Source organism: Nonomuraea sp. NPDC003804 (assembly GCF_040610675.1).
Classification (GTDB): domain Bacteria; phylum Actinomycetota; class Actinomycetes; order Streptosporangiales; family Streptosporangiaceae; genus Nonomuraea.
In genome coordinates, this window is the sequence record NZ_JBEXMT010000008.1 from 192,621 (window position 1) to 214,946 (window position 22,326).

At 71.3% G+C, this 22,326-nt stretch carries 18 protein-coding genes; 14 read left to right on the forward strand and 4 right to left on the reverse strand.

Annotation, left to right across the window (positions count from 1 at the left end; all coding sequences use genetic code 11):
* Window positions 1–86: 86 nt before the first annotated feature.
* Window positions 87–1,073, reverse strand: coding sequence for a helix-turn-helix transcriptional regulator (locus tag ABZX22_RS13610; RefSeq protein ID WP_354908214.1), 987 nt, complete (start codon window positions 1,071–1,073; stop codon window positions 87–89).
* A gap of 156 nt (window positions 1,074–1,229) precedes the next feature.
* Here ABZX22_RS13610 and ABZX22_RS13615 point away from each other — a divergent pair, with 156 nt between their 5' ends.
* The 6 genes from ABZX22_RS13615 (at window position 1,230) to ABZX22_RS13640 (ending at window position 7,003) form a co-directional block, all read left to right on the forward strand.
* Complete coding sequence (locus ABZX22_RS13615) at window positions 1,230–1,463, forward strand: heavy-metal-associated domain-containing protein (RefSeq protein ID WP_354908215.1); 234 nt, start codon at window positions 1,230–1,232, stop codon at window positions 1,461–1,463.
* 314 nt (window positions 1,464–1,777) lie between these two features.
* Window positions 1,778–3,166 carry an MFS transporter gene (locus ABZX22_RS13620; protein ID WP_354908216.1) on the forward strand — a complete coding sequence of 463 codons (1,389 nt, stop codon included), beginning with the start codon at window positions 1,778–1,780 and terminating at the stop codon, window positions 3,164–3,166.
* A gap of 61 nt (window positions 3,167–3,227) precedes the next feature.
* Window positions 3,228–3,509, forward strand: coding sequence for a metal-sensitive transcriptional regulator (locus tag ABZX22_RS13625; RefSeq protein ID WP_354908217.1), 282 nt, complete (start codon window positions 3,228–3,230; stop codon window positions 3,507–3,509).
* A gap of 14 nt (window positions 3,510–3,523) precedes the next feature.
* The gene (locus tag ABZX22_RS13630) at window positions 3,524–3,733 is read left to right on the forward strand and encodes a heavy metal-associated domain-containing protein (protein ID WP_354908218.1); all 210 of its coding nucleotides are present in this window, start codon (window positions 3,524–3,526) and stop codon (window positions 3,731–3,733) included.
* Window positions 3,730–4,734, forward strand: a complete 1,005-nt coding sequence (locus tag ABZX22_RS13635; RefSeq protein ID WP_354908219.1) for a hypothetical protein — start codon at window positions 3,730–3,732, stop codon at window positions 4,732–4,734. Before ABZX22_RS13630 ends, ABZX22_RS13635 begins: the two co-directional genes overlap by 4 nt.
* Window positions 4,735–4,762: 28 nt before the next feature.
* Window positions 4,763–7,003, forward strand: coding sequence for a heavy metal translocating P-type ATPase (locus ABZX22_RS13640; protein WP_354908221.1), 2,241 nt, complete (start codon window positions 4,763–4,765; stop codon window positions 7,001–7,003).
* Between the two features lie 136 nt (window positions 7,004–7,139).
* Here ABZX22_RS13640 and ABZX22_RS13645 read toward each other — a convergent pair whose 3' ends face one another.
* Window positions 7,140–8,117, reverse strand: coding sequence for an NlpC/P60 family protein (locus tag ABZX22_RS13645; protein ID WP_354908222.1), 978 nt, complete (start codon window positions 8,115–8,117; stop codon window positions 7,140–7,142).
* A gap of 120 nt (window positions 8,118–8,237) precedes the next feature.
* Window positions 8,238–8,447 (reverse strand): heavy-metal-associated domain-containing protein, encoded by a 210-nt coding sequence (locus ABZX22_RS13650; protein ID WP_354908224.1) that lies wholly within the window; start codon window positions 8,445–8,447, stop codon window positions 8,238–8,240.
* 151 nt (window positions 8,448–8,598) lie between these two features.
* Here ABZX22_RS13650 and ABZX22_RS13655 point away from each other — a divergent pair, with 151 nt between their 5' ends.
* The 8 genes from ABZX22_RS13655 (at window position 8,599) to ABZX22_RS13690 (ending at window position 20,546) form a co-directional block, all read left to right on the forward strand.
* The gene (locus ABZX22_RS13655) at window positions 8,599–9,765 is read left to right on the forward strand and encodes an FAD/NAD(P)-binding oxidoreductase (RefSeq protein WP_354908226.1); all 1,167 of its coding nucleotides are present in this window, start codon (window positions 8,599–8,601) and stop codon (window positions 9,763–9,765) included.
* Window positions 9,766–9,904: 139 nt separating this feature from the next.
* Window positions 9,905–11,290: a serine hydrolase domain-containing protein gene (locus tag ABZX22_RS13660; protein WP_354908228.1), complete on the forward strand. Its 1,386-nt coding sequence runs from the start codon at window positions 9,905–9,907 to the stop codon at window positions 11,288–11,290.
* A gap of 262 nt (window positions 11,291–11,552) precedes the next feature.
* Complete coding sequence (locus tag ABZX22_RS13665) at window positions 11,553–13,553, forward strand: ABC transporter ATP-binding protein (RefSeq protein ID WP_354908230.1); 2,001 nt, start codon at window positions 11,553–11,555, stop codon at window positions 13,551–13,553.
* Window positions 13,550–14,500: an ABC transporter permease gene (locus tag ABZX22_RS13670; RefSeq protein ID WP_354908232.1), complete on the forward strand. Its 951-nt coding sequence runs from the start codon at window positions 13,550–13,552 to the stop codon at window positions 14,498–14,500. The genes ABZX22_RS13665 and ABZX22_RS13670 overlap by 4 nt, the downstream gene beginning before the upstream one ends.
* The gene (locus ABZX22_RS13675) at window positions 14,497–15,399 is read left to right on the forward strand and encodes an ABC transporter permease (RefSeq protein ID WP_354908234.1); all 903 of its coding nucleotides are present in this window, start codon (window positions 14,497–14,499) and stop codon (window positions 15,397–15,399) included. The genes ABZX22_RS13670 and ABZX22_RS13675 overlap by 4 nt, the downstream gene beginning before the upstream one ends.
* Before the next feature lie 115 nt (window positions 15,400–15,514).
* On the forward strand, window positions 15,515–17,365 hold the full coding sequence (locus tag ABZX22_RS13680; RefSeq protein ID WP_354908236.1) for an ABC transporter substrate-binding protein: 1,851 nt from the start codon (window positions 15,515–15,517) through the stop codon (window positions 17,363–17,365).
* On the forward strand, window positions 17,365–18,486 hold the full coding sequence (locus tag ABZX22_RS13685) for an erythromycin esterase family protein (RefSeq protein WP_354908238.1): 1,122 nt from the start codon (window positions 17,365–17,367) through the stop codon (window positions 18,484–18,486). The genes ABZX22_RS13680 and ABZX22_RS13685 overlap by 1 nt, the downstream gene beginning before the upstream one ends.
* Window positions 18,483–20,546, forward strand: coding sequence for a prolyl oligopeptidase family serine peptidase (locus ABZX22_RS13690; protein ID WP_354908240.1), 2,064 nt, complete (start codon window positions 18,483–18,485; stop codon window positions 20,544–20,546). Before ABZX22_RS13685 ends, ABZX22_RS13690 begins: the two co-directional genes overlap by 4 nt.
* On the opposite strand, the gene ABZX22_RS13695 is transcribed toward ABZX22_RS13690, so the two are convergent.
* On the reverse strand, window positions 20,524–22,203 hold the full coding sequence (locus tag ABZX22_RS13695; protein ID WP_354908242.1) for a helix-turn-helix domain-containing protein: 1,680 nt from the start codon (window positions 22,201–22,203) through the stop codon (window positions 20,524–20,526). The two genes, ABZX22_RS13690 and ABZX22_RS13695, sit on opposite strands and share 23 nt — an antisense overlap.
* Between the last annotated feature and the right edge of the window lie 123 nt (window positions 22,204–22,326).

Consider the following 22,326-nt stretch of genomic DNA (forward strand, 5'->3'; position numbering starts at 1 on the left):
GGCCGGACGGGCCGGGAGCGGAATGCCCCGGCCCTTCCTGCCCTGCCGCCGGTGGTAACCAGCGGTTCCGTCCTCCTTCCGGGCGGTCAGTCGAGCCAGCCCAGCCGGGTGGCGCGCACGCCTGCCTGGAACCGGCTGCCCGCCCCGAGCATCGTGGAAAGCTCGCCGACCACCCGTGTCACCGTACGCGTCGACACGCCGAGGCTCCGGGCGATGGCGTCGTCCTTCGCCCCCTCCGCCAGCATGCGGAGCACCGCGCGTTGCTGCTCCGTCAACGTGCTGCCGTCCGCCGAGCGGGGCACGTCATCGAGCTCGGACGCCGTCATCCAGAGGTAGTCGTAGATCGCCGCCAGCGACCTGACCACGTTGGCGCTCCGGATCAGCACCGCACCCGCGTCCAGGTCGTCCGGATCGGCCTGGACGATCGCCAGGTGCCGGTCGTAGACCAGCATCCTGGTGGGAATGACCGGGGCGACCCTGACTTCGACCCCACGCGCCGCCCGCGCTCGCAGGAGCTCCCGCATGGGAGGGTCGGCCAGCGCGATCTGGGCGTGCATCGACCGCACGCGGACACCTTTGGTCACGTGGATCCTGTCGCGCTCGTAGACGGCCCCCATCCTGCGGGGATCCCAGTTCGCCGGCGGGTGCAGCGCCACGACCTCGTGCCGTACCGTCGCGGCCAGATCGTCCAGTCGCTGGGCGAGCCGCGTCCTGTGCTCCTCACGCGCGTAGAACTCCACGTGGACGTCGTCGCCGTCCCCGGCAGCCAGTCCCAGGTAGTTCCTGGCCACGGCCGCTGTCATGACGTGCTGCTGGACCAGCTTGTCCAGGGCCCGATGGCCGCGCTCCAGGCTGAGCATCAGGGCCGCCGTCGTCTCGACGGTCAGCTCCGACTCGGGATTGAGCAGGCCGAGCCGTACCAGCCGGTTCCGTGCGCGGGACTCCTCGACCGGGGTCAGGGCGAGCGCGGCCGACGCGGCGGCGAGCGACTCGCCTCTGGCATGCATGCGCTGGTACAGGGCCTGGGCGTGGCGATCGTCGTCCACAGGGGAGGAGCCGGTCTGGTCGGACATACGACCAACAGTAGGAGATGTCCTCTTCTCGCCATGGCGTGACCCCGAAGCCTCCACAGCTCCGCAAAGCGCCACAACTCCGCGAAGATCTCTCACGAGGGCGGACTCGAGTCATCTGCCTGATCTTCGTACGCATGAAGCGCAAGGAGGAACGGGATGATCACCGTTGCCTACAGTCTGATCACCTACATCGTCATGGGGCTGTCTCCCGACAGCTGCGGCCACTGTCTCGCCGGAATCAAGTCCGAGCTCATCCAGGTGCCGGGTGTCGTCGGCGTGGACATGAACCCGAGGGAGGCGAAGATCAGCATCCTGACCGACGGTCCTGTGGACGAGGAGCTCGTCAGGGCGGCGATCGACGCCGCCGGCTGCGATGTCGTCGGTTCCTGACACACATGGTCCGGTCGGGCGTCGAGGTCGCGATGCCGACAGGATGACTTACTAGCATGGATAGTAAATCGGCTGGGCGGTCCGGCGCCGAGGACGGCCGCCACCTGAATGGACGCCGAGCGGGGTTCCGGCAGTAAGGGGTTTCGGAGTTGATCCGGAGCCCCTTTCCGTGGTCCTGGCGCCGATGGAGCCGAACGGGGGGCCGCCTCACGCGGACGTGCGGGAAACCCGGGTCTCTTGCAAACCCCATGGGGGTATGTTACGTTCCCTGCCGTCGAAAACACATACCCCTACCAGGTATAGGAATGAGCGTCATGTCAGCAAACCCGCGCCGGTGGTGGGCACTCATCGTGCTCGCCGCCGCGCAATTCATGGTCATCATGGACACCTCGATCATCGGAGTGGCGCTGCCGGACATGCAGCGCGACCTCGGCTTCTCCCAGGGCGGCCTGCAGTGGGTGTTCAACGCCTACGTGGTCGCCTTCGGCGGGCTGCTGCTGCTGGGCGGTCGCCTGTCCGATCTGTTCGGCGCCCGCAAGATCTTCACGGCGGGCTGGGCGATCCTGATCATCGGTTCTGTCGTCGCCGCGGCCGCGAGCAGCGCGTGGGTCGAGATCCTCGGCCGAGCCGTCCAGGGTGTCGGTGGCGCGCTCATCGCCCCGGCGGCCATGACGCTGCTGATGATGCTCTTCAGCCACGACCCGCGCGAGCTCGGCAAGGCCATGTCCCTGTACGGCGCGGCCGCCCCGGCCGGCGGCACGGCCGGCGTCTTCCTTGGCGGCGTCATCACCGAGTACCTCAGCTGGCCGTGGGTGTTCATCGTGTACATCCCGATCGGCGTGGCCACCCTGCTGGCCGTCCCCGCCCTTCTTCCCGCCACTCCGGGCAGGCGCGGCTCGGTCGATGTCCTCGGCGGCATCTCCGCCACCGCGGGAGTCGCTCTGGTCGTCTACGCCATCGTCGACATGAACTGGGCCGTCGCCCTCGGCGGTGCGGCACTGCTCGCGCTGTTCTTCGTCATCCAGCGCACGGTGAAGGCGCCGCTGATGCCGCTGTCGATCTGGCGGACGCCGGGCCTGGCCACCGCCAACCTGGCGATGACCCTGCTGGGCGCGGCGTGGATTCCGATGTGGTACTTCCTGAACCTCTACCTGCAGCAGGTGCTCGGCTACGGCGCCTTCCCCGGCGGTGCGGCGTTGCTGCCGATGACCGTCGCCATCATGATCTTCATGATCGGGATCACCGCGAGGCTGCTCGGCCGCTTCGGTGCCAAGCCGCTCATCGTCCTCGGCCTGCTCGTCCTGGCGGCGGGGGTCGCGGGGCTGTCCTTCGCCCGGCCCGACGGCACCTTCGTCGCCGACGTGCTGCCTGCCAGCCTGATCGCCGCGGTCGGCATGTCGCTGGCCTACATCCCGGCCATGATGTCGGCGATGTCGGGAGCGCGTCCTGAGGACGCCGGTCTCGCCTCGGGCATCGTCAACACCACCTACAACGTGGGCTCGGCTCTCGGCCTGGCGGTCATGACCGCCATCGCCACCTCGCAGGGGGCCGGTGAGCTGGGCGACCTCGCCAAGCTCACGGAGGGTTTCCAGGCGGCCTTCATCGGGGCGGCGGTCGTCGCCGTGGCCGGCGCGCTGCTTTCGCTGGTGCTCATGCGCCGGCCGGCGGCCGTGCAGGAGCAGCCCGACCCCGCACGAATTTGACATTGAAATACCCTAGGGGGGTATGGTGTTCTCGTAGGAGACAGAGCGAGGGGAGCGGGTGATGGCCGGTTACACCGACGCGAAGCACGACCACCTCCGGCGGCTGCGCCGGATCGAAGGGCAGACCAGAGGCCTGCAGCGGATGGTCGAGGACGACAAGTACTGCATCGACATCCTCACGCAGGTGTCCGCCGCCACCAGCGCCCTCCAGTCCTTCGCTCTGTCCCTCCTCGAAGAGCACCTGGCCCACTGCGTCACCGAGGCCACCGTCAAGGGCGGCCCCGAAGCGCAAGCCAAGGTCAAGGAAGCCACCGACGCCATCGCACGACTCGTCCGTTCCTGAAGGAGTGAATCGATATGAGCACCGCCACCTACACCGTCAAGGGCATGACCTGCGGCCACTGCGTCAGCTCGGTCAAGGAAGAGGTCAGCGAGGTCACGGGAGTGACAGGCGTCGAGGTGGACCTGGCCACCGGCCTGCTGACCGTCCAGAGCGAGCAGCCCGTCGAGGCCGGCCAGATCGTCGCCGCCGTCGAGGCGGCCGGATACGAAGTGACGAACCAGTGAACACTCCAGCCAGGCTCGGCGCCTACGTCCTGGGCCTTGCCGTCGTCTTCGGCGGGGCCCTGGGCGTGGGCAACGCGGTCGGCGAGGTCGGCGCGCCGCCCCAGGCGAACAGCCACAGCCAGGGTGCGGGCCACACCCCCAGCAGCCGGCCGACAGGCGCACACGACGGCGGAACGCACACCACGAACGCCAAGCCCGCTGAGGCGGCGTCAGAAGATACCCCCGGGGGGCTCCAAGTGTCCGAGAACGGTTACACGCTCAACCCGCTCACCACCACGATCAAGCCCGGCGAGCCGACCGACTTCCAGTTCACGGTGACGGGCCCGAACGGTGGCGCCGTGACCGACTACCAGGTGCAGCACGACAAGAAGCTCCACTTCATCGTGGTCTCCAGGGACCTCGGCAGCTTCCAGCATCTGCACCCGGTGGAGGCGGGCAACGGTGTCTGGTCGGTGAAGCTGACGCTGCCGGCGGCGGGCGCCTACCGGGCCTTCGCCGACTTCGCCCCCACCGGGGGCAGCGCCCTGACGCTCGGCGCGGATCTGCTCGTGGCCGGCGACTACACGCCCAAGGCGCTGCCGGCGGCCAGCCGTACGGCCGACGTGGACGGCTACACCGTCACCTTGGACGGCGACCTGGTTCCCGGCCAGGCGAGCAAGCTCACCCTCAAGGTGAACAAGGACGGCAAGCCGGTCACCGACCTGCAGCCCTACCTCGGCGCCTACGGCCACCTCGTCGCCCTGCGCGGCAGCGACCTGGCCTACCTGCACGTGCACCCCGACGGCGAGCCCGGCGACGGCAAGACCAAGGCCGGCCCCGAGATCGTCTTCTACGCCGAGGTGCCGAGCAGGGGCGACTACCGCCTCTTCCTGGACTTCCAGCACGAAGGCAAGGTCCGCACCGCCGACTTCACCGTGAACACCGGGCAGACCGCGACCGCCACCGCGAAGCCCACGCCGAGCCCCGCGAAGTCCGGCGGGCACGGCGACCACAAGCACTGATCCGCAGGACGCTGAGAAAGGAGAGGTGATGTCCTCCCTCACCGACGACAAGCCCCAAGGCTCGGTCGAACTATCGATCGGCGGCATGACCTGCGCGTCCTGCGCCAACCGGATCGAGCGGAAGCTGAACAAGCTCGAGGGCGTGACCGCGACGGTCAACTACGCGACGGAGAAGGCGAAGGTCACCTTTCCTGAGGGAGTGGACCCGCAGGAGCTGATCGCCACGGTGGAGTCGGCGGGCTACACCGCCGCGCTTCCCGCGCCGCCGCGTGCCGAGTCGGCTCCCGAAGCCGAGCCCGAGGACGAGCTGCGTCCGCTGCGCAACCGGCTGTTCACCTCGCTGGCGCTGAGCATCCCGGTGATCGCGATGGCGATGATCCCGCCGCTGCAGTTCACCAACTGGCAGTGGCTGTCGCTGACGCTGGCCGCGCCGGTCGTCGTCTACGCGGGCTGGCCGTTCCACAAGGCCGCGTGGACCAACCTGCGCCACGGCGCGGCGACCATGGACACGCTGGTCTCCCTGGGCACGCTCGCCGCACTGGGCTGGTCGCTGTGGGCGCTGTTCTTCGGTACGGCCGGCACCCCCGGCATGACCCACCCGTTCGAGTTCACCATCGCCAGGACCGACGGCTCGGGCAACATCTACCTCGAGGCCGCGGCGGGCGTGACGGCGTTCATCCTGGCGGGGCGCTACTTCGAGGCCCGGTCGAAGCGCCGGGCGGGCGCCGCGCTGCGGGCGCTGCTGGAACTGGGCGCCAAGGACGTGGCCGTCCTCCGCGACGGCGTCGAGGTCCGCATCCCCACCGGCCAGCTGGCGGTGGGAGACCGGTTCGTGGTGCGGCCGGGCGAGAAGATCGCCACCGACGGCGTGGTCGAGGAGGGCTCGAGCGCGGTCGACGCTTCCATGCTGACCGGCGAGTCCGTCCCGGTGGAGGTGCGGCCGGGCGACGCGGTCACCGGCGCGACCGTCAACGCGGGTGGTCGCCTGGTCGTGCGCGCCACCCGGATCGGGGCCGACACCCAGCTGGCCCAGATGGCCAAGCTGGTCGAGGACGCGCAGACCGGTAAGGCGCAGGTCCAGCGGCTGGCCGACCGCATCTCGGGCATCTTCGTCCCCATCGTCATCGCCTTGGCCCTGGGCACGCTGGGCTTCTGGCTGGGCACCGGCGGCGGCGCGGGCGCGGCCTTCACCGCCGCGGTCGCGGTACTGATCATCGCCTGCCCGTGCGCGCTGGGCCTGGCCACACCGACGGCCCTGCTGGTCGGCACGGGCAGGGGCGCGCAGCTCGGCATCCTGATCAAGGGCCCGGAGGTGCTGGAATCCACCCGCAAGGTCGACACCGTGGTGCTGGACAAGACCGGCACCGTCACCGAGGGCAGGATGACGCTGGTCGCCACGCACGTGGCCGACGGCGAGGACGCCGACGAGGTCCTGCGCCTGGCAGGCGCGCTGGAGCACGCCTCCGAGCACCCCATCGCCCAGGCCGTCGCACGCGGCGCCGCCGACAAGGTGGGCAGCCTGCCCACCCCGGAGGACTTCGCCAACATCGAAGGCCTCGGCGTCCAGGGCATCGTCGACGGGCATGCCGTCCTCGTCGGCCGGCCCAAGCTGCTGGCCGAATGGTCCCAGCACCTGCCCGTCGATCTCGAGCGTGCGCTGGAGGCGGCCCAGGCCGCCGGCCGTACGGCGGTCGCGGTCGGCTGGGACGGCAAGGCACGCGCGGTGCTGGAAGTGGCGGACGTGGTCAAGCCCACCTCCGCCGAGGCCATCCGGCAGCTGCGCGCGCTCGGTCTCACCCCGGTGCTGCTCACCGGCGACAACGAGGCGGTCGCCAGGACCGTCGCGGCCGAGGTCGGCATCGACGAGGTGATCGCCGAGGTGCTGCCCAAGGACAAGGTGGACGTCGTCAAGGAACTACAGGCCGAGGGCCGGACGGTCGCCATGGTGGGCGACGGGGTCAACGACGCCGCCGCCCTCGCCCAGGCCGACCTGGGCCTGGCGATGGGCACCGGCACTGACGCCGCCATCGAGGCCTCCGACCTCACCCTCGTCAGGGGCGATCTGCGGGTGGCCGCCGACGCCATCCGGCTGTCCCGCCGGACGCTCCGCACCATCAAGGGCAACCTGTTCTGGGCCTTCGCCTACAACGTGGCCGCCCTGCCGCTGGCCGCGATGGGGCTGCTGAACCCGATGATCGCCGGAGCCGCGATGGCGTTCTCCAGCGTCTTCGTGGTGAGCAACAGCCTCAGGCTGCGCGGCTTCAAGTAGGGCGGCGGCGAGGACGAGAGCCCCCGACATGGCCGGAGACGATGGCGTCTCCGGCCATGTCGGCGTCCTCAGTCACCACCCTGGGGGACACGCACAGGACAGGGGCACCTGACCGCGTCCGCCCGGTGGCGTCGCGTCAAGGACGGACCGCTCCGAGCAGGCGGTTGCGCCAGTCGTCGTCCAGGTCGACGACCTTGACGACGTCCCCGGTCTGGGGAGCGTGGACCATCTTTCCGTTGCCCGCGTACATGCCCATATGGCCCAGGCCCTTGCTGAAGAGGAGATCTCCCGGTTGCAGCTCGTCCAGGGACACGCGGCGATCGGCGCCCCAGCTCCACTGGTCCCAGGTGGTGCGGGGCAGTTCTACTCCCGCCACCCGCCAGCTCGCCTGGGTGAAGCCGGAGCAATCGTAGGAACCGGGGCCGGTGGCGCCGTATCGGTACGGCTTGCCGATCTGCGCGTAGGCGAACTGGAGGGCCAGGCGCGCGTTCCCCGAGGCGGAGCCGGTGTACGTGACGCCGGTGCTGGTGGGGTTGCCCTGTTTGAAGGCACCCAGTCTGCGCAGGAGCGTGATCTGGTCGCGGACCAGGCTGTCGACTTTCGTCTTCTCACCGCGGACGCGGTCACGCGCGGCGTCCGCCTCGGACAGAGCGGTCTTGGCGGCGACCCGCTGATCACGCAGCTCCTTCGTGGCCGCCTCGAAGGCGGCCAGCTCCGCTGTGCTGGTCTGTGCCATCTGCTCGATCGAGGCGAGCGATCCCAGCATCGCCTGTGGTTCGCCCTGGACGAAGAGATGCCCCCAGCCGGTCGGGTCGCCGTACTGGTAGCGGTTGACCGCCACCGTGACGAGGCTCTGGCGCAGGGCGTCGACGCGCACTCCCTTCGCCTTGAGGTCGGCGTTGAGGGAGTCGTACTTCTTCTTGGCCTTCCGGTGCGTCTCCGCGGCCTGGTTGTACTTCTCGACCATCTGATCAGCGCGCTCGTTGAGCTTCACGAGCCGGGCTCGGGCCTCAGGGATGGTGGGCGGTGGCGCGGCGAGGGCGCCTCCCTGTACGGAGATCGGGGCGGCCAGAGCAAGCACGACAGCCGCCGCCGTGGGCACCCCTCCGGTCATCTGTCACCCGCGCGGACCGGCTCCGGCTCTACCGGCGACAGGAGGAAGGGCGCCGGCGCTCGGACATGACAACAGGCCGGCGCGCCGCCTGCGCACCGGCCTGGTGGGAGCTTGGTCGAGTCAGCTGCCGACGAGCTCGTATCCCGCCTCTTCGACCGCCTCCCTCACCCTGGCCTCGTCGACGGGTCCGTCGGCGGTCACGGTCACCTTGCCGGAGGCAAGCTCGACGTCGACGGCGGACACTCCGGAGACCTTGCCGACCTCGGACTTCACCGTGCCGACGCAGTGTCCGCAGGTCATTCCGGATACAACGAACGTACTGGTGCTCATCGCTTTCACCTTCTCCTCAAATACCCCTAGCGGGTATCGGCATGCTGCACCATATGTGGCCGCGGCCGGAGACGCAACCCATACCGGGTGAGGGTATATGAGACGAAGATCACATCGTCTGCATATACCCCCCTTGGGTATGTTGTCGGCCATGAGAAACCTACGAAGAGTTGTCGTCGTCGGCGCCGCCCTCGCGGGCCTCCGCGCGGTGCAGAGTCTCCGGCGAGAAGGGTTCGACGGGGACATCACGCTGATCGGCGCGGAGAAGCACACGCCCTACAACCGCCCGCCGCTGTCCAAGAGCGTCCTTCGCGGGGACGACGACGTCTCGTTGCCCGGCGCGGAGGAGCTGGACGACCACTGGCTGCGCGGCAGGCAGGCGGTACGGCTGCGCACCACCGACAAGACGGTCCTTCTCGACGACGGCTCCGAGGTGGGCTACGACGGTCTGGTCATCGCCACAGGCGCGAGACCGCGAAGCGTTCCTGGGCCGCTCGACGGAATGCACACGCTCCGCACCATCGAGGACGCGCTGGCCCTGCGGGCGGAACTGGAGTCCGGCGCCGAGCACCTGGTGATCATCGGTGGTGGGTTCATCGGGGGAGAAGTCGCCTCGACCGCCCGTGTACTGGGGGTGAAGGTGACCGTCGTCGACGCGGGGCCGTACCCGATGAGCCGCACCCTGGGGACGGCGACGGGGCAGTGGTTGGCGGCGCATCATGAGCGCAACGGAGTCGAGCTGATCTCAGGCGTGCGGGTGTCCGGCGTGCGGGGAACGAAACGGGTGACCGGTGTCACGCTGACGGACGGCAGGAACATTCCCGCGGACCTCGTGGTGGCCGCGGCGGGCGTGACGCCCAACACCGAGTGGCTGGAGGGCAGCGGACTGGCGCTCGACGACGGCTTGCTCTGCGACGCCACGCTCTTCGCCCGCGGCCATGACGACATCGTGGCGGCCGGCGACGTGGCCCGCTGGCCGCACGAGATGTACGACGGAGAGCTGGTCCGCGTGGAGCACTGGTCCAATGCCAACGACCAGGGCGGGGTGGCCGCCAAGAACCTCCTGGCCGGCCGGCAGGACGCCAGGCCCTATCTCGAGGTGCCGTCCTTCGCCACGCACGTGCACGGCGCCAGGATCCAGACCGCGGGTCTCCCGCACCTGGCGGACGAGGCACAGATCGTCGCGGGATCGCTCGAGGAGGACCGGTTCGCGGTGGCCTTCACCCGGCGGGGCGTGGCGACGGGCGCCGTGGCGGTCAACTCTCCCAAGGACTGGATACGGCTCAAGCGCGAGATCACGGCCTCGGGCGGGCGCTGAAGCCCGGCAGTCCGGAAGACGCTTGGCCGAGCCCACGAACGGGCGGGCCGCCAGTGGTGCGAGCTGACGAACACCACCGTGTCCGCCGCCCCTATGCTCCCCCGGAAACCAGCCAGAGGGGAAACCAGAGGGGAAATCGGTGTCGAAACTGGATGAGATCGCTGCGTGGTTGCGGCACCGGCTGCCGGATCTGCTCGCGGAGAACCAGGTACCAGGGGCGGCGGTGGCGGTCTGCGCCGGCGACGGGACGGCCGACGCCGCGGCCGGGGTGCTCAACACCGTCACGGGCGTCGAGGCCACGGCCGACTCACTCTTCCAGATCGGCTCGATCACCAAGGTGCTGACCACGACGTTGGCCATGCAACTGGTCGACGAGGGCAGGCTCGACCTCGACGCGCCGGTGCGGGCCTACCTGCCCGGCTTCGTGATCGCCGACGAGCGCGCGGCCGGGCGGATCACCGTACGGCAGCTGATGTGTCACGTCGCGGGCTTCGAAGGCGACATCTTCACCGACACCGGCAAGGGCGACGACTGCCTCGAGAAGTACGTCGACCTCCTGCGCGAGGTGCCGCAGCTGTTCGAGCCCGGGGAGATGTTCTCCTACAACAACGCCGGCTTCTGCGTGCTGGGCCGGATCGTCGAGGTCGTCCGGGGCAGGCCGTTCGACGACTGCATGCGGGCGCACCTGTTCGAGCCCCTGGGGCTGACGCACGCCGCGAACGACCCGTACGACGCGATCCTCCACCGCGCCGCGGTCGGGCACATCGAGCAGGAGCCCGGAGGCCCGCTCGAACCCACCCGCGTCTGGGCGCTGGCCCGATCGAACGCGCCGGCCGGCTCGATGCTGGCGATGCGCGCCCGCGACCTGCTGGCCTTCGCCCGCATGCACCTGGCCGGCGGCCTGGGGCCGGACGGCCGCGCCGTGCTCAGCCAGGAGAGCGTCCGGGCGATGCGGCAGCCGCAGGTCACTCAGCCGGATCTCGACCAGGGCACCGGCTGGGGCCTCGGCTGGGAGCTCTTCCACCGCCCCGACCGGGCGGTCTTCGGCCATGACGGCAACACCATCGGCCAGTCGGCGTTCCTGCGCGTGGTCCCGGAGCGCGACGTGGCGCTGGTGATCCTCACCAACGGCGGCTCACCGAAGCCGGTCTTCCGCGAGCTCGCCGGGCGCGTGCTCGGCGAACTCGCCGGCGTCGAGCCGGGCGAGGCGCCCCGGCCGGACCCGGCCGCGCCCCCGTTGAACGCCGCCCGCTACGCCGGCACCTACCTGTCGAGCACCTCGCGGACCACGGTGAGCCGGGACGCCGAAGGGCGGCTGTGGCTGGACCGCGTACCCCTTGGCGTCACCGCCGACCTGGACGAGGCGCCGTACCGCACCGAACTGGTCGCCTGGCGCGGCGACTCGGTGCTCCCGACCGAACCCGAGCGGGGCGTCCGCGCGCCGCTCGCCTTCCTCGGAGACGACGGGCAGGGGCGCGCCCTCTACCTGCACACCGGCCGGGCCGACCGGCGCGCGCCGGCCTGAACGCCTGGCTGTTGTGTCCCGCGAGGTTCGGTACGCGACCGGCGGGACAGAACGCCTGGCCGTTCACGATTCCCGCCCCGCCGCGACGGCTCGCGGCGATCAGTTCGTCCCGGTGGACGAACGCGGGCGTCAAGGTTCGATCGACGTGACGAACACCACCAGGGGGATCGGGTCCCACTATCGTCGAATGGATTGGGAGAGCACTGCCGTGAGCACTGCCTTGAGCACGGCCGATGGTTCCACGAAGGCGGATGGCGGCCGCGTGCTGACGATCCGTGACCTGTCGGTCGAGATCCGGCGGGGCGATCGGGTCGTCCGCCCCGTCTCCGGCGTCAGCCTGACGCTCGACCGAGGCGAGACGCTGGGGATCGTCGGCGAGACAGGGTCCGGCAAGTCGATGACCGGTCTGGCGATCATGGGCATGCTGCCGGCCGGCGGCCGGGTCACCGCCGGCTCGATCGACCTGGACGGCAGGGAGCTCGTCGGGCTGCCCGCCGCGCAGTACCGCGCGATCAGGGGCAACGACGTGGCGATGGTCTTCCAGGACTCGATGACCGCGCTGAACCCCACCAAGCGCATCGGCGAGCAGGTCGCCGAGCCGGTTCGGCTGCACCGCGGCGCCTCGAAGCGGGAGGCGCGCGCCCGCGCCGAGGAGATGCTGGCCCTCGTGGGGCTGCCGCGGCCGGCCGAGCGGCTGGACGACTTCCCGCACCAGCTCTCCGGCGGCATGCGGCAGCGCGTGATGATCGCGATGGCGCTGGTCTGCGAGCCCCGGCTCGTCATCGCCGACGAGCCGACCACCGCGCTCGACGTCACCATCCAGGCGGAGATCCTCGACCTCCTCGACGACCTCAGGTCCCGGCTGGGCATGTCGATGATCCTGGTCACCCACGACATGGGGGTGATCGCCCGGCATGCCGACCGCGTCGGGGTGATGTACGCCGGGCGCGTGGCCGAGACCGGGCCGACGCCCGTGCTGTTCGCCCGGACACGGCACCGCTACACCCAGGCGCTGCTCTCCTCGATCCCGTCGCTCACGCAGGACCGCCACGAGGAGCTCTTCAGCATCCCCGGGGCGCCCCCGGACCTGACCGTGACCCAGGCGGGCTGCCCGTTCGCGCCACGTTGCGCCGCCGCGACCGACCGGTGCCGCCAGGAGCCCCCGCCGCCCGCGACCGAGGCCGGCGGCCACGTCTACGCCTGCTGGCACCCCGCCGACGGCCCGGCCGCCAGGGCCCGCGCGCGGCTGGTCGTCCCGGCGCCGGTCGTCACGGAGCCGCGCCTGCGCGTGGTCGACCTCCGGCGCGAGCACCCGGCGGGCAGGGCCGGCCTGTTCGGCGGCCGCCGCACCGTCAAGGCGGTCTCGGGCGTGAGCTTCGAGGTGGCGGCGGGGGAGACCTTCGGGCTCGTCGGCGAGTCGGGCTGCGGCAAGTCCTCCCTGGGCCGCATGCTCGTGGCTCTCGACCGGCCCACCTCCGGTGAGGTGATCTTCGACGGCGAGCCGGTCACCCGGATGAGCGCCCGGACGCTGGGGCCCCGCCGTACCCAGTTGCAGATGATGTTCCAGGACTCCAACGCCTCCCTCGACCCGCGCATGCGCATCGGCACGATCCTGCGCGAACCCCTGGCCATCCAGGGGATCGGCACCCGCGCCCAGCGCACCGCCCGCGCCCGCGAGCTCCTGCGGGACGTGGGCCTGCCGGCGAGCATGCTGGAGCGCTACCCCTACGAGCTGTCCGGCGGGCAGCGGCAGCGGGTGGGCCTGGCCCGCGCGCTCGCCCTGGACCCGAAGGTACTGGTCGCCGACGAACCGGTCAGCGCCCTGGACGTCTCCATCCGCTCGCAGGTCCTCAATCTGATGCGCCGCATCCAGCTCGAGCGCGGGCTCAGCAGCGTGGTGATCTCGCACGACCTCGCGGTGGTGCGGTACCTGGCCGACCGCGTCGGCGTCATGTACCTGGGCAAGCTGGTCGAGACCGGCACCACCGAGGAGGTGTACGGCTCAGCCGCGCACCCCTACACCGCGGGGCTGCTGGCCGCGATCCCTGAGGCCGACCCCGATGCGCCGCGCCCCCCTGCGGCCACGAGAGTGCGAGGCGAGCTGCCAAGCCCCATCGACCCGCCCAGCGGCTGCCGGTTCCGCACCCGGTGCGCCCTGGCGACCGAGTTGTGCGCCCAGAAGGAGCCCCCCTTGACACCGGTCACCGGCACCCACCACGTCGCCTGCCACCACCCACTGCGCCGAGCGGAGTCTCGCTCATGACCTGGTACGTGCTCCGCCGCCTGGCGGTCTCGCTCCTCGTCCTGCTCGGGATCTCCGCGGTCGTCTTCCTCATGCTGCACCTGGTGTCGGACAGCCCGGGACGTGTCGTCCTCGGGCAGCGCGCCTCGCCGGAGGCCGTGGCGGACTTCAACCGGGAGCACGGCTTCGACCGCCCGGTCGTCGTGCAGTACATCAGCTACCTCGGCCAGCTGCTCCAGGGCGACCTGGGCCGGTCGTACAAGCTGAACGAGAACGTGGGCGCGCTGCTGGCGCGGAACGCCGGCCGCAGCGCGATGCTGTCGCTGGCCGGGCTGGTGCTCGCGCTGCTTGTCGCGGTCCCGCTCGGCATCCTGCAGGCGGTCCGGCGCAACAGCCTCGTCGACCGGGTCGCCACCGCGGCGTCGTACGTGCTCTACGCGACGCCGTCGTTCCTGCTCGGGCTGCTGCTGATCGCCGTCTTCAGCCAGACGATCCCGATCTTCCCGGCGGAGGCGTCGCAGTCGCACTCGCCGTGGGTCGTCTTCACCGATCCGCGGGCGATGGCGCTGCCGGTCATCACCCTCGCCGTCACCAGCGTCGCGATCTTCGCGCAGTACCAGCGTTCCGCCGCCCTCGACCAGCTCGGCCAGGACTACGTGCGAGTCGCGCGCGCCAAGGGCCTGCCCGAGCGGCTGATCCTCACCCGCCACCTGCTGCGCAACGCCTGCCTGCCGCTGGTCATGCTGGTCGGCACGCTCGTCCCCACGCTGCTGGCGGGCAACCTGATCGTCGAGTCGCTCTTCAACTATCCCGGCCTGGGCCTGCTGTTCCTCAACAGCCTGCAGCGCGAGGACTACCCGGTGCTCCTGGCCTACACCCTCATCGGCGGCGTCCTGACCGTGGCCGGCAACTTCATCGCCGACGTCGCGGTGGCGGCCGCCGACCGCCGAATCGAGCTGAGCGCATGACCGCACCAGACGTGACCGCCGTTCCATCCCCCGAGGCCGAGACGTCGGCGGACAGGAACCGGGTCTCGACCCGGTCGGTCCTGCGCGGGCTGCGCCGGCATCCGCTCGGCCTGGCCGGCGGGCTGCTCCTGCTGCTCATCGCCGGGTTCTGCTTCCTCGGGCCGCTGTTCTACCAGACCAACCAGACCGACGTGGACCTGGTCAACGCGGCGCTGCCGCCCGGCCCCGGCTACCCGCTCGGGACCGACACCAACGGCTTCGACGTCCTCGGCCGGCTGATGTCCGGCGGCCAGGTGTCGCTGCAGATCGGGCTGCTGTCCGCGCTTGTCGCCACCACGATCGGCACCGTCTACGGGGCCGTGGCGGGGCTGGCAGGCGGCGTGGTCGACGGGTTCATGATGCGGCTGGTCGACGTCATGTTGTCGATCCCGTTCCTGTTCTTCGTGCTGATCCTGTCGGCCCGCTTCCACGCCGACGCGCTGTCGCTGAGCCTCGTCATCGGCGGGTTCTCCTGGCTCGTCTCCGCCCGGCTGGTGCGCGGAGAGGTGTTGACCCTGCGGGTGAGGGAGTTCGTGCTGGCCGCCAAGCTGATGGGCGCCTCCCGCCGGCGGACCATCCTCACCCACCTGATCCCGAACGCGCTCGGCGTCATCATCGTCACCATCACCTTCCAGGTCGCCGACGCCGTCCTGGTCGTGGCCGCCCTGGGCTTCCTGGGCTTCGGCCTGACCTACCCCACCGCCGACTGGGGCAGCCAGCTGGCCAGCGGCGTCACCTTCATCTCCGCCGACTACTGGTGGCTGGTCTATCCGGTCGGCGGCTGCATCGTCCTCACCGTGCTGGCGCTCAACCTGCTCGCCGACGCGCTCCGCGACGCGGTCGGGCGGCGGGCCGACTGATGACCTGTTCGCCAGGACGGAGGCGGGCGCGCGGAATTGTCCGCACCGCCGAACACGGGCCGAAGCCGCCGGTGCATCGTCAACGCACCCCGCACACTTCTCCAGGGAGCCATCAATGAAGCACCGAGGCCGCCTCTCCGTGGCCGCCGTCGCCGCCGTCGCCGTGCTGGCCACAGCGTGCAGCGGCGGCGGTGGGGACACGACGAAGGACATCGCCGGCAGCTACACCGCCAAGCCCGTGCAGACCGGCACCCCCAAGCAGGGTGGGACCGCCACGGTCGCGCTGACACCTGGGCTCAGCCCCAACTACATCTACCCCTACCCGCCGGCGGCCGCCAACGGGACCGTCATCGCCCGCGGCCAGCTGTGGCGCTCTCTCTACCGGCCCAGCGGCGAGGGCGACCAGGTCGCCGACGCCGAGCTGAGCCTGGCCGAGCCGCCCGTCTACAGCCCGGACCGCAAGACCGTGACCATCAAGATGAAGGACTACAAGTGGTCCACCGGCAAGCCGGTCACGGCCGACGACGTCGTCTTCTCCCTGGCCCTGCTCAAGGCCGCGCTCAAGGAGAGCCCGGCCAACTGGAGCTTCTACACCCCCGGGCAGTTCCCCGACGGCGTGAGCGCCGAGGCCGCCGCGCCTGACACGCTCACTCTCAAGCTGGAGACCGCGTACAACCCGTCGTACCTGCTGTCCATGCTGACGCTGCTGTACGTGCTGCCCTCCACCGAGTGGAACATCGCCGCCACCGGCGGCCCGCACCTCGACTACAAGCAGCCGAAGAACGCCAAGGCGATCTACAAGTACCTCACCAAGGAGTCGGAGTCGCAGGCCACCTTCGCCGGCAACCCGCTCTGGCAGGTCGTCAACGGCCCCTACCGGCTCAAGAGCTTCGACCCGACGACCGGCTCGTTCTCCCTGGCGCGCAACGAGTCCTACAGCGGGCCGGGGGAGTCACGGCTCGACCAGATCGACTTCAAGGCCTTCACCTCCGCCGCCGCCGTGCTCAACCAGTTCAAGGCCGGCAACCTGACCGTCGGCACGCTGGACTCCAGCTTCGCCACCCAGATCGGCCAGCTGAAGGCCAAGGGCTACAACGTGTACGGCGCGCCCGCCCCGGCCCGGTTCGACTCGCTCGTCATCAACTTCGCGAACACCGTCAACAACTTCGACAAGGTCATCGCGCAGCCGTACGTCCGCCAGGCCCTGCAGCGGCTGGTCGACCAGCAGGGCTACATCGCCAGCCGCGGCATCTACAACGGCGCCGCCTCCCCGAACTACAGCACCGCGGGCAACGGATCCCCCTACCCGCCCGCCTTCGGCGACCAGCCGCCCTACCCCTACGACCCGGCCGCCGCCGAGAAGCTGCTCACCGACAACGGCTGGAAGGTGGCGCCGAACGGCGCCACCACCTGCGAGCGTCCCGGAACCGGGCCCGGCCAGTGCGGCGCGGACATCCCGCAGGGGCAGACGATCAGCTTCACCCTGGCCTCGGCCAGCTCCCCGGCCTTCGTCGGCGCGCGTGACGTCGCCTTCGCCTCAGCGGCCAAGAAGCTCGGCATAGAGGTCAAGATCGTGACCAAGTCGCTCAACTACATGTACGCCAACTACGGCAACACCTTCGCCCCCGCCACCAAGAACGAGTGGGCGATGCAGGACTACGGCCCCCTCTACCTGGCGGCCGGCTACCCGAGCAGCAACACGGTGTTCAACACCGAGGGCAGCTTCAATCTGGGCAGCTACAAGAACGCCGAGGTGGACAAGCTGATCGGCGCCTCGACCTTCGGGGCGGACCAGAAGGCGCTGTCGGCCGAGGTGACCAGCCTCGCCCAGGACCTGCCGGTGCTCTTCCTGCCGACCCCGCACACGCTGGTGGTGTGGAAGAACACCCTGTCGGGCCCGCAGTCGTCGTTCAACGCCCTGATCAGCTTCCTGTACACGCCGGAACTATGGTACTTCCACAGCTAGTGCGAGACCTGGCCGGTGACGCCAGGGTGGTGGCCCTCGGCGAGGGCGCGCACAACATCACGGAGTTCTACGAGCTCAAGGACGAGCTGTTCCGCCTGCTCGTGGAGGAGCACGGGTTCACCGCCTTCGTGATGGAGTCGGGCTTCGCCGAGGGGCTGGCCGTCGACGCGTGGATCCACGGCGGGCCCGGCGAGGTCGAGACGGTCGCCCGCGACGGCATCACCTACCGGTTCGGCGAGTGCGAGCCGATGCGGCGACAGCTGACCTGGATGCGCGAGTGGAACGCCGCGAACCCGACGAAGGTCAGCTTCTACGGCATGGACCTGCCCGGCTCCTCCACCTCACCCGGACCGGCGGTGCGCGCCTGCCTCGACCGGCTGCCGGAGCTGTCCGGCGACAAGGAGCTCCGTCGCCTCAGCGACCTGGGCGGCCGGACCGAGGCGGCGATCCGCTACCAGGCCATGCCGGCCGCCGAGCGGACCCGGCTGCTCGACGGCCTCCGCGACCTGGTGGAGCGTACGGCGGCGCACGACGACGGGGTCGTGCGCCGGTGCGGGGCCTCGATCGGGGCCTTTCTCGCCGAGCTGGACGGGCCGGACGCCGGGCCGTACCCGCGTGACGTGTTCATGGCCGACACCGTGCGCTGGATCCTGGAGCGCGAGGAGCGGGTCGTCGTGAGCGCGCACAACGCGCATGTCAGGCGCACGCCGCTGCACGGCCGGCCGATGCTCGGCGGCCTGCTCGGCGATGATCCCGTCGTCATCGGGATGACGTACGGCTCCGGCCCCGAGGTGCGCTTCACCCAGCGCTCGCCGCGCCCGTTCGACTGCGACGTCTCCCTCCACGAGCGCATCCTGCCGCCGAACGCCATCGAGTCGCGGCTGGAGCGCCTCGGCCCGCCCGTCGCCGCCGTCGACCTGCGCCATGAGCCGGCCGGGCTGTTCGAAGGGGTGGACGGCACGCTGGCCGCCGGCGGCCTCGACCCCGTCGACGACTTCCCCGCCGCCTACGACGCGCTCATCCACGTCCGCCGGGTGACCCGGGTCCCCGGCGCGTTCGAGCGGCTCCGCGCGGAGTTCGAGACCGGAGCCCTGCCCCCACAAGAGCCGGAGTCACCGTGACCGCTTCCTACCCGCCCGCCCGCACCGTCGAGGTCTTCGAGGACGTCGCCGGCGTGCGCGTGCCCGACCCCTACCGCTGGCTGGAGAAGGAGACCGAGGAGGTACGGCAGTGGCAGCGGCGGCAGGCCGAGCTCGCCACCGCCGCCGTCTACGCCGGCCAGGACCCGGAGGCCGTCCGCGACCTGATCCGCGCCTACGACGCCGGCTCCCGCCCGGCCCTGCCCAAGTACGCCTCCGGCCGCTGGTTCCGCGTCGTGGCTCAGCCAGGAAGCTCGGCGCCCGCGGTGGTCGTCGCGGACACGCCCTTGGGAGACGGGCGGACAGTCGTCGACCTGGCCGGATCCGGCGAGGGCGAGCACCCGCCGGTCGTGTCCTGGCTGGCGCCCGCGCCCGACGGCCGCGTCCTGGCGTTCGGCCTGTGCACCGACGGCAGCGAGCACAACACCATCCGGCTCGTCGACGTCGCCTCCGGGCGGCAGCTCGACGGCGCGCCCGAGCAGATCCTGCACAGCGCATGGGCGGGCGGCGTCTCGTGGCTGCCGGACAGCACGGGCTTCTACTTCTTCGCGCTCACCGGTACGCCGGAGGAGTTCCGGCAGGCGGTCTTCCTCCACCGGCTCGGCGGCGCGACCGAACCGGAGCCGATCCCGGTCGGCGAGGGCTCCCGCGAGTACACGCTCGTCCAGATGTCGACCGGCAGCCGCTGGGCCGTCGCCGCCCACCGGGTGGGCAGCCCCGTCCCGGTCGCGGTGCGCGACCTGTCCGGCCCCGACACGGCCTGGCGGCCCTTCGTCACCGGCTGCACGGGGACGATCGCCGGGCACGTCGTGGGCGACCGCTACATCGCGGTCACCGACGTCGACGCCCCACGCGGCAGGGTGGTCGCCATCCCGCTCGACGCGGCCGACCCCGGCGACCCGGCCGGATGGACCGAGCTCGTCCCGGAGGGTGACACGGTGCTGCGCTCCCTCACCCCGGTCGGCGAGCACCTCTACCTCAGCGAGTTCGACCGGACCTTCGCCAGGGTGCGCATCCTCGACCGCTCAGGAGCCGTCACCGGCGAGGTCCCCCTGCCCGGCAGGGGCGCGCTCGCCGCGCCCTTCTTCCCGCTGACCGCCCTGGCCACCGGCACGCCCGCGGCCGACTTCGTCTTCGCCTTCTCCACCCTCACCAGCTCGTGGGGCGTCTACCGGCACCGGCCCGGCGAGACGGAACCGGAGACGCTGACGCCCCCCGCGGTCGTCCTCGACGCCGTGCTGGAGGAGGGCGAGGCCCTCGCACCGGACGGCGTCGCCGTGCCGTACCACGTGGTGCGCGGCGCCGCCGGTGCGCCGGCCCCGGTGCTGATCTCCGCGTACGGCGCGGCCAACGTGCCGCTCCTGCCGCAGTACCAGCCCGACCTGGCCGCCTTCGTCGCGGCAGGAGGCGTGCTGGTCCAGGCGTACCTGCGCGGTGGCGGCGAGTTCGGCCGCGACTGGTACCTGGCCGCGCACCGGGAGCGCAAGCACGTCCGCGACGCCGACCTCGTCGCGGTCGCCGAGCACCTCCTCGCCACGGGCCTGACCACCTCCGACCGGCTCGCGCTGACCGGCGGCTCCGACGGCGGCCTCATGTGCGGGATCGCCGTCACCCGGCGGCCCGAGCTGTGGCGTGCGGTCCTGCCGAGGGCGCCGCTGCTCGACCTCATCGGCGGCACCCGCGACCCCTACCTCGACTTCGTCATCCGCAAGGCGTGGGCGGACCCGGACGACCCCGCCGAGGTGCGGCGGCTGCTCGGGCTCTCGCCGTACCAGCTGGTCGAGCCCGGCGTCTTCCCGGCGGTCTACCTGCAGGCCGGGGCGACCGACCCACGGTGCAGGCCCTGGCACGCGCGCAAGTTCGCCGCGCGCCTGCAGGCCGCGCAGCAAGGGGTGGCGCCGATCCTGCTGCACGTCTTCGAGGACGCCGGCCACGGCGCGGCGACCGCCCACGACGTCGCCGTCGCGCAGGACGTCGAGTGGCTGGCGTTCCTGATCGGCACGCTCGGCCTGCGGGGCGTCAGCCGTCCGGGGCAGACCTGATCGACATCAGGCGCAGCTGCAACATGGCCGACAGCCGCGCGCCCGGGTCTCCGAGGTCGAGCCTGCCGACCTCGGCGGCCCGGCGCAGCCGGTAGCGGAAGGTGTTGGGGTGCACGTACATCGCGGCCGAGGCCACCGCGACGTCGCCGAAAGCGTCGAGCCAGGCCCGGAGCGTCGCGACCAGGCTGGTCTGGTGCTCCTTGTCGTAGGCGACGATGCGTGCGACGGCCCCGCTGGGGATGTCGCCGCGCGGGACAAGGTCGGCGAGCTCGATCAGCAGTGCCTCGACGTGCACGTCGTCCAGGCGGGCCACCTGCTGCCCACCGACCCCCGAGCGCAGGACGCGCAGGGCGCGCTCGGCCCCCGACCGTGACCGGGCGAGCGCCGAGCTGTCAGCGGCGAGCGGCCCGACCCCGATCAGCGGGCGCAGCCGCGAGCCGACGCGGGCCAGGAACTCGGCGGCGATCCACACCGCGCGCTCCTCGGTGTCCTCGCGGTTCTGCTCCCTGCTCTGCGGCAGGGGCAGCACGCCGAAGGCGATGTCGCCGATGAGCGCCGCGGCGGCCCGCGGGTGCGCCGCGGACAGGTGCATGGCGAAGGCGTCGGCCAGCCGCTTGCGCTCGGTGGCCAACTGGGCGGGCAGCGGGTGCTCGGCCGCCGAGCCGACGACGGTCAGCGCGAGGACGACCGCGGGCTCGTCCTTCAGTCCGAGGCGGCGGACCGCCTCCAGCGCCCCCGGCCCGCTCTCCAGGGCGGTGCTCAGCAGCTCGGCCCGCAGCCGCCGCTCCATGTCGGCGTCGGCGCGCTGCCACACCATGTGCATGGCGACCAGCTTGGACGCCTCGTACAGCGCCTCGCTGCGCTCCTCGTCCAACGGTTCGGGGACGACCACCCAGATCGTGCCGAGGATCTCGTCCCCGGCCCGCACCGCGATCGCCGCCCGGGGCAGCTCCGGCGGCAGCGCCGGGTCGACCGGCTCGGGCAGGGGCGCCACGTAGACGGGCCGGTCGCTGCGGTAGATCGCCTGGAACACCCCACGCTCCTCCAGGATGCGCGTGTAGTGCTCAGGGACCTGGCGGCCCAGAATCGTCTGGACCCGCGAGTGGTCGGCTTCCTCCTGCCGGCTGGAGAAGGCCAGCAGCCGGGAGTTGCGGTCCTCGATGGTGACGGGCGCGTCGAGCAGCGCGGCGATGGCGTTGGCGACCGCGAACAGGTCGCCGGAACTGATCCGGCCGACCGTGTGCGCGTCCGCGCCGTCCAGCACGCCGCCCTCGGCGGTCAGCGACCGGAGCATCCCCGCCAGGTGCGTCCATGACGCGCCGCGCGCGAAGGACAGGACCGTCACCCCCGCCTCGCGCGCCGCCGCGACCAGATCGTCGTCGGGCACGACCGGCGCGCGGACCACGAGGCCGACGGCGTCGTGCCGGCCGAGCTGGGTCACCACCCGGGCGAGGTCGGCCGGGTCGTGCAGGCCGACGCCGAACACCAGCGCGCGGCCCGGTAGCTCGGGCTCGTCGAGCGGGTCGTAGATGACGACGCCGCCGACATCGCCGGCCTGCTCGACATCGCCGCAGACGACGTCGAGCAGGGTAGAACCGAGTTCCTCCAGAACGCGGGCGAGGCTGGCTCGCGGGAGGCTGGTCACGGGGACAAGCACGCGCCCGAAGCTAGCGCAGCGCGGGTGGGTCGGCGTTCGTTCTGCATGACCAAAGGATGCTATCCGGTTCGTCGGGCCGGACCGGGCTCAGGAGAGGGGTACCCACTCCGGGGCGACCGTCAC

Excerpts from the sequence above, each read along its gene's own strand:
- ABZX22_RS13625 (WP_354908217.1), top strand. The coding sequence starts at position 3,228 with ATGGCCGGTTACACCGACGCGAAGCACGACCACCTCCGGCGGCTGCGC.
- ABZX22_RS13650 (WP_354908224.1), bottom strand. The coding sequence starts at position 8,447 with ATGAGCACCAGTACGTTCGTTGTATCCGGAATGACCTGCGGACACTGC.
- ABZX22_RS13675 (WP_354908234.1), top strand. The coding sequence starts at position 14,497 with ATGACCGCACCAGACGTGACCGCCGTTCCATCCCCCGAGGCCGAGACG.
- ABZX22_RS13645 (WP_354908222.1), bottom strand. The coding sequence starts at position 8,117 with ATGACCGGAGGGGTGCCCACGGCGGCGGCTGTCGTGCTTGCTCTGGCC.
- ABZX22_RS13630 (WP_354908218.1), top strand. The coding sequence starts at position 3,524 with ATGAGCACCGCCACCTACACCGTCAAGGGCATGACCTGCGGCCACTGC.
- ABZX22_RS13670 (WP_354908232.1), top strand. The coding sequence starts at position 13,550 with ATGACCTGGTACGTGCTCCGCCGCCTGGCGGTCTCGCTCCTCGTCCTG.
- ABZX22_RS13620 (WP_354908216.1), top strand. The coding sequence starts at position 1,778 with ATGTCAGCAAACCCGCGCCGGTGGTGGGCACTCATCGTGCTCGCCGCC.
- ABZX22_RS13655 (WP_354908226.1), top strand. The coding sequence starts at position 8,599 with ATGAGAAACCTACGAAGAGTTGTCGTCGTCGGCGCCGCCCTCGCGGGC.
- ABZX22_RS13615 (WP_354908215.1), top strand. The coding sequence starts at position 1,230 with ATGATCACCGTTGCCTACAGTCTGATCACCTACATCGTCATGGGGCTG.
- ABZX22_RS13610 (WP_354908214.1), bottom strand. The coding sequence starts at position 1,073 with ATGTCCGACCAGACCGGCTCCTCCCCTGTGGACGACGATCGCCACGCC.
- ABZX22_RS13680 (WP_354908236.1), top strand. The coding sequence starts at position 15,515 with ATGAAGCACCGAGGCCGCCTCTCCGTGGCCGCCGTCGCCGCCGTCGCC.
- ABZX22_RS13640 (WP_354908221.1), top strand. The coding sequence starts at position 4,763 with ATGTCCTCCCTCACCGACGACAAGCCCCAAGGCTCGGTCGAACTATCG.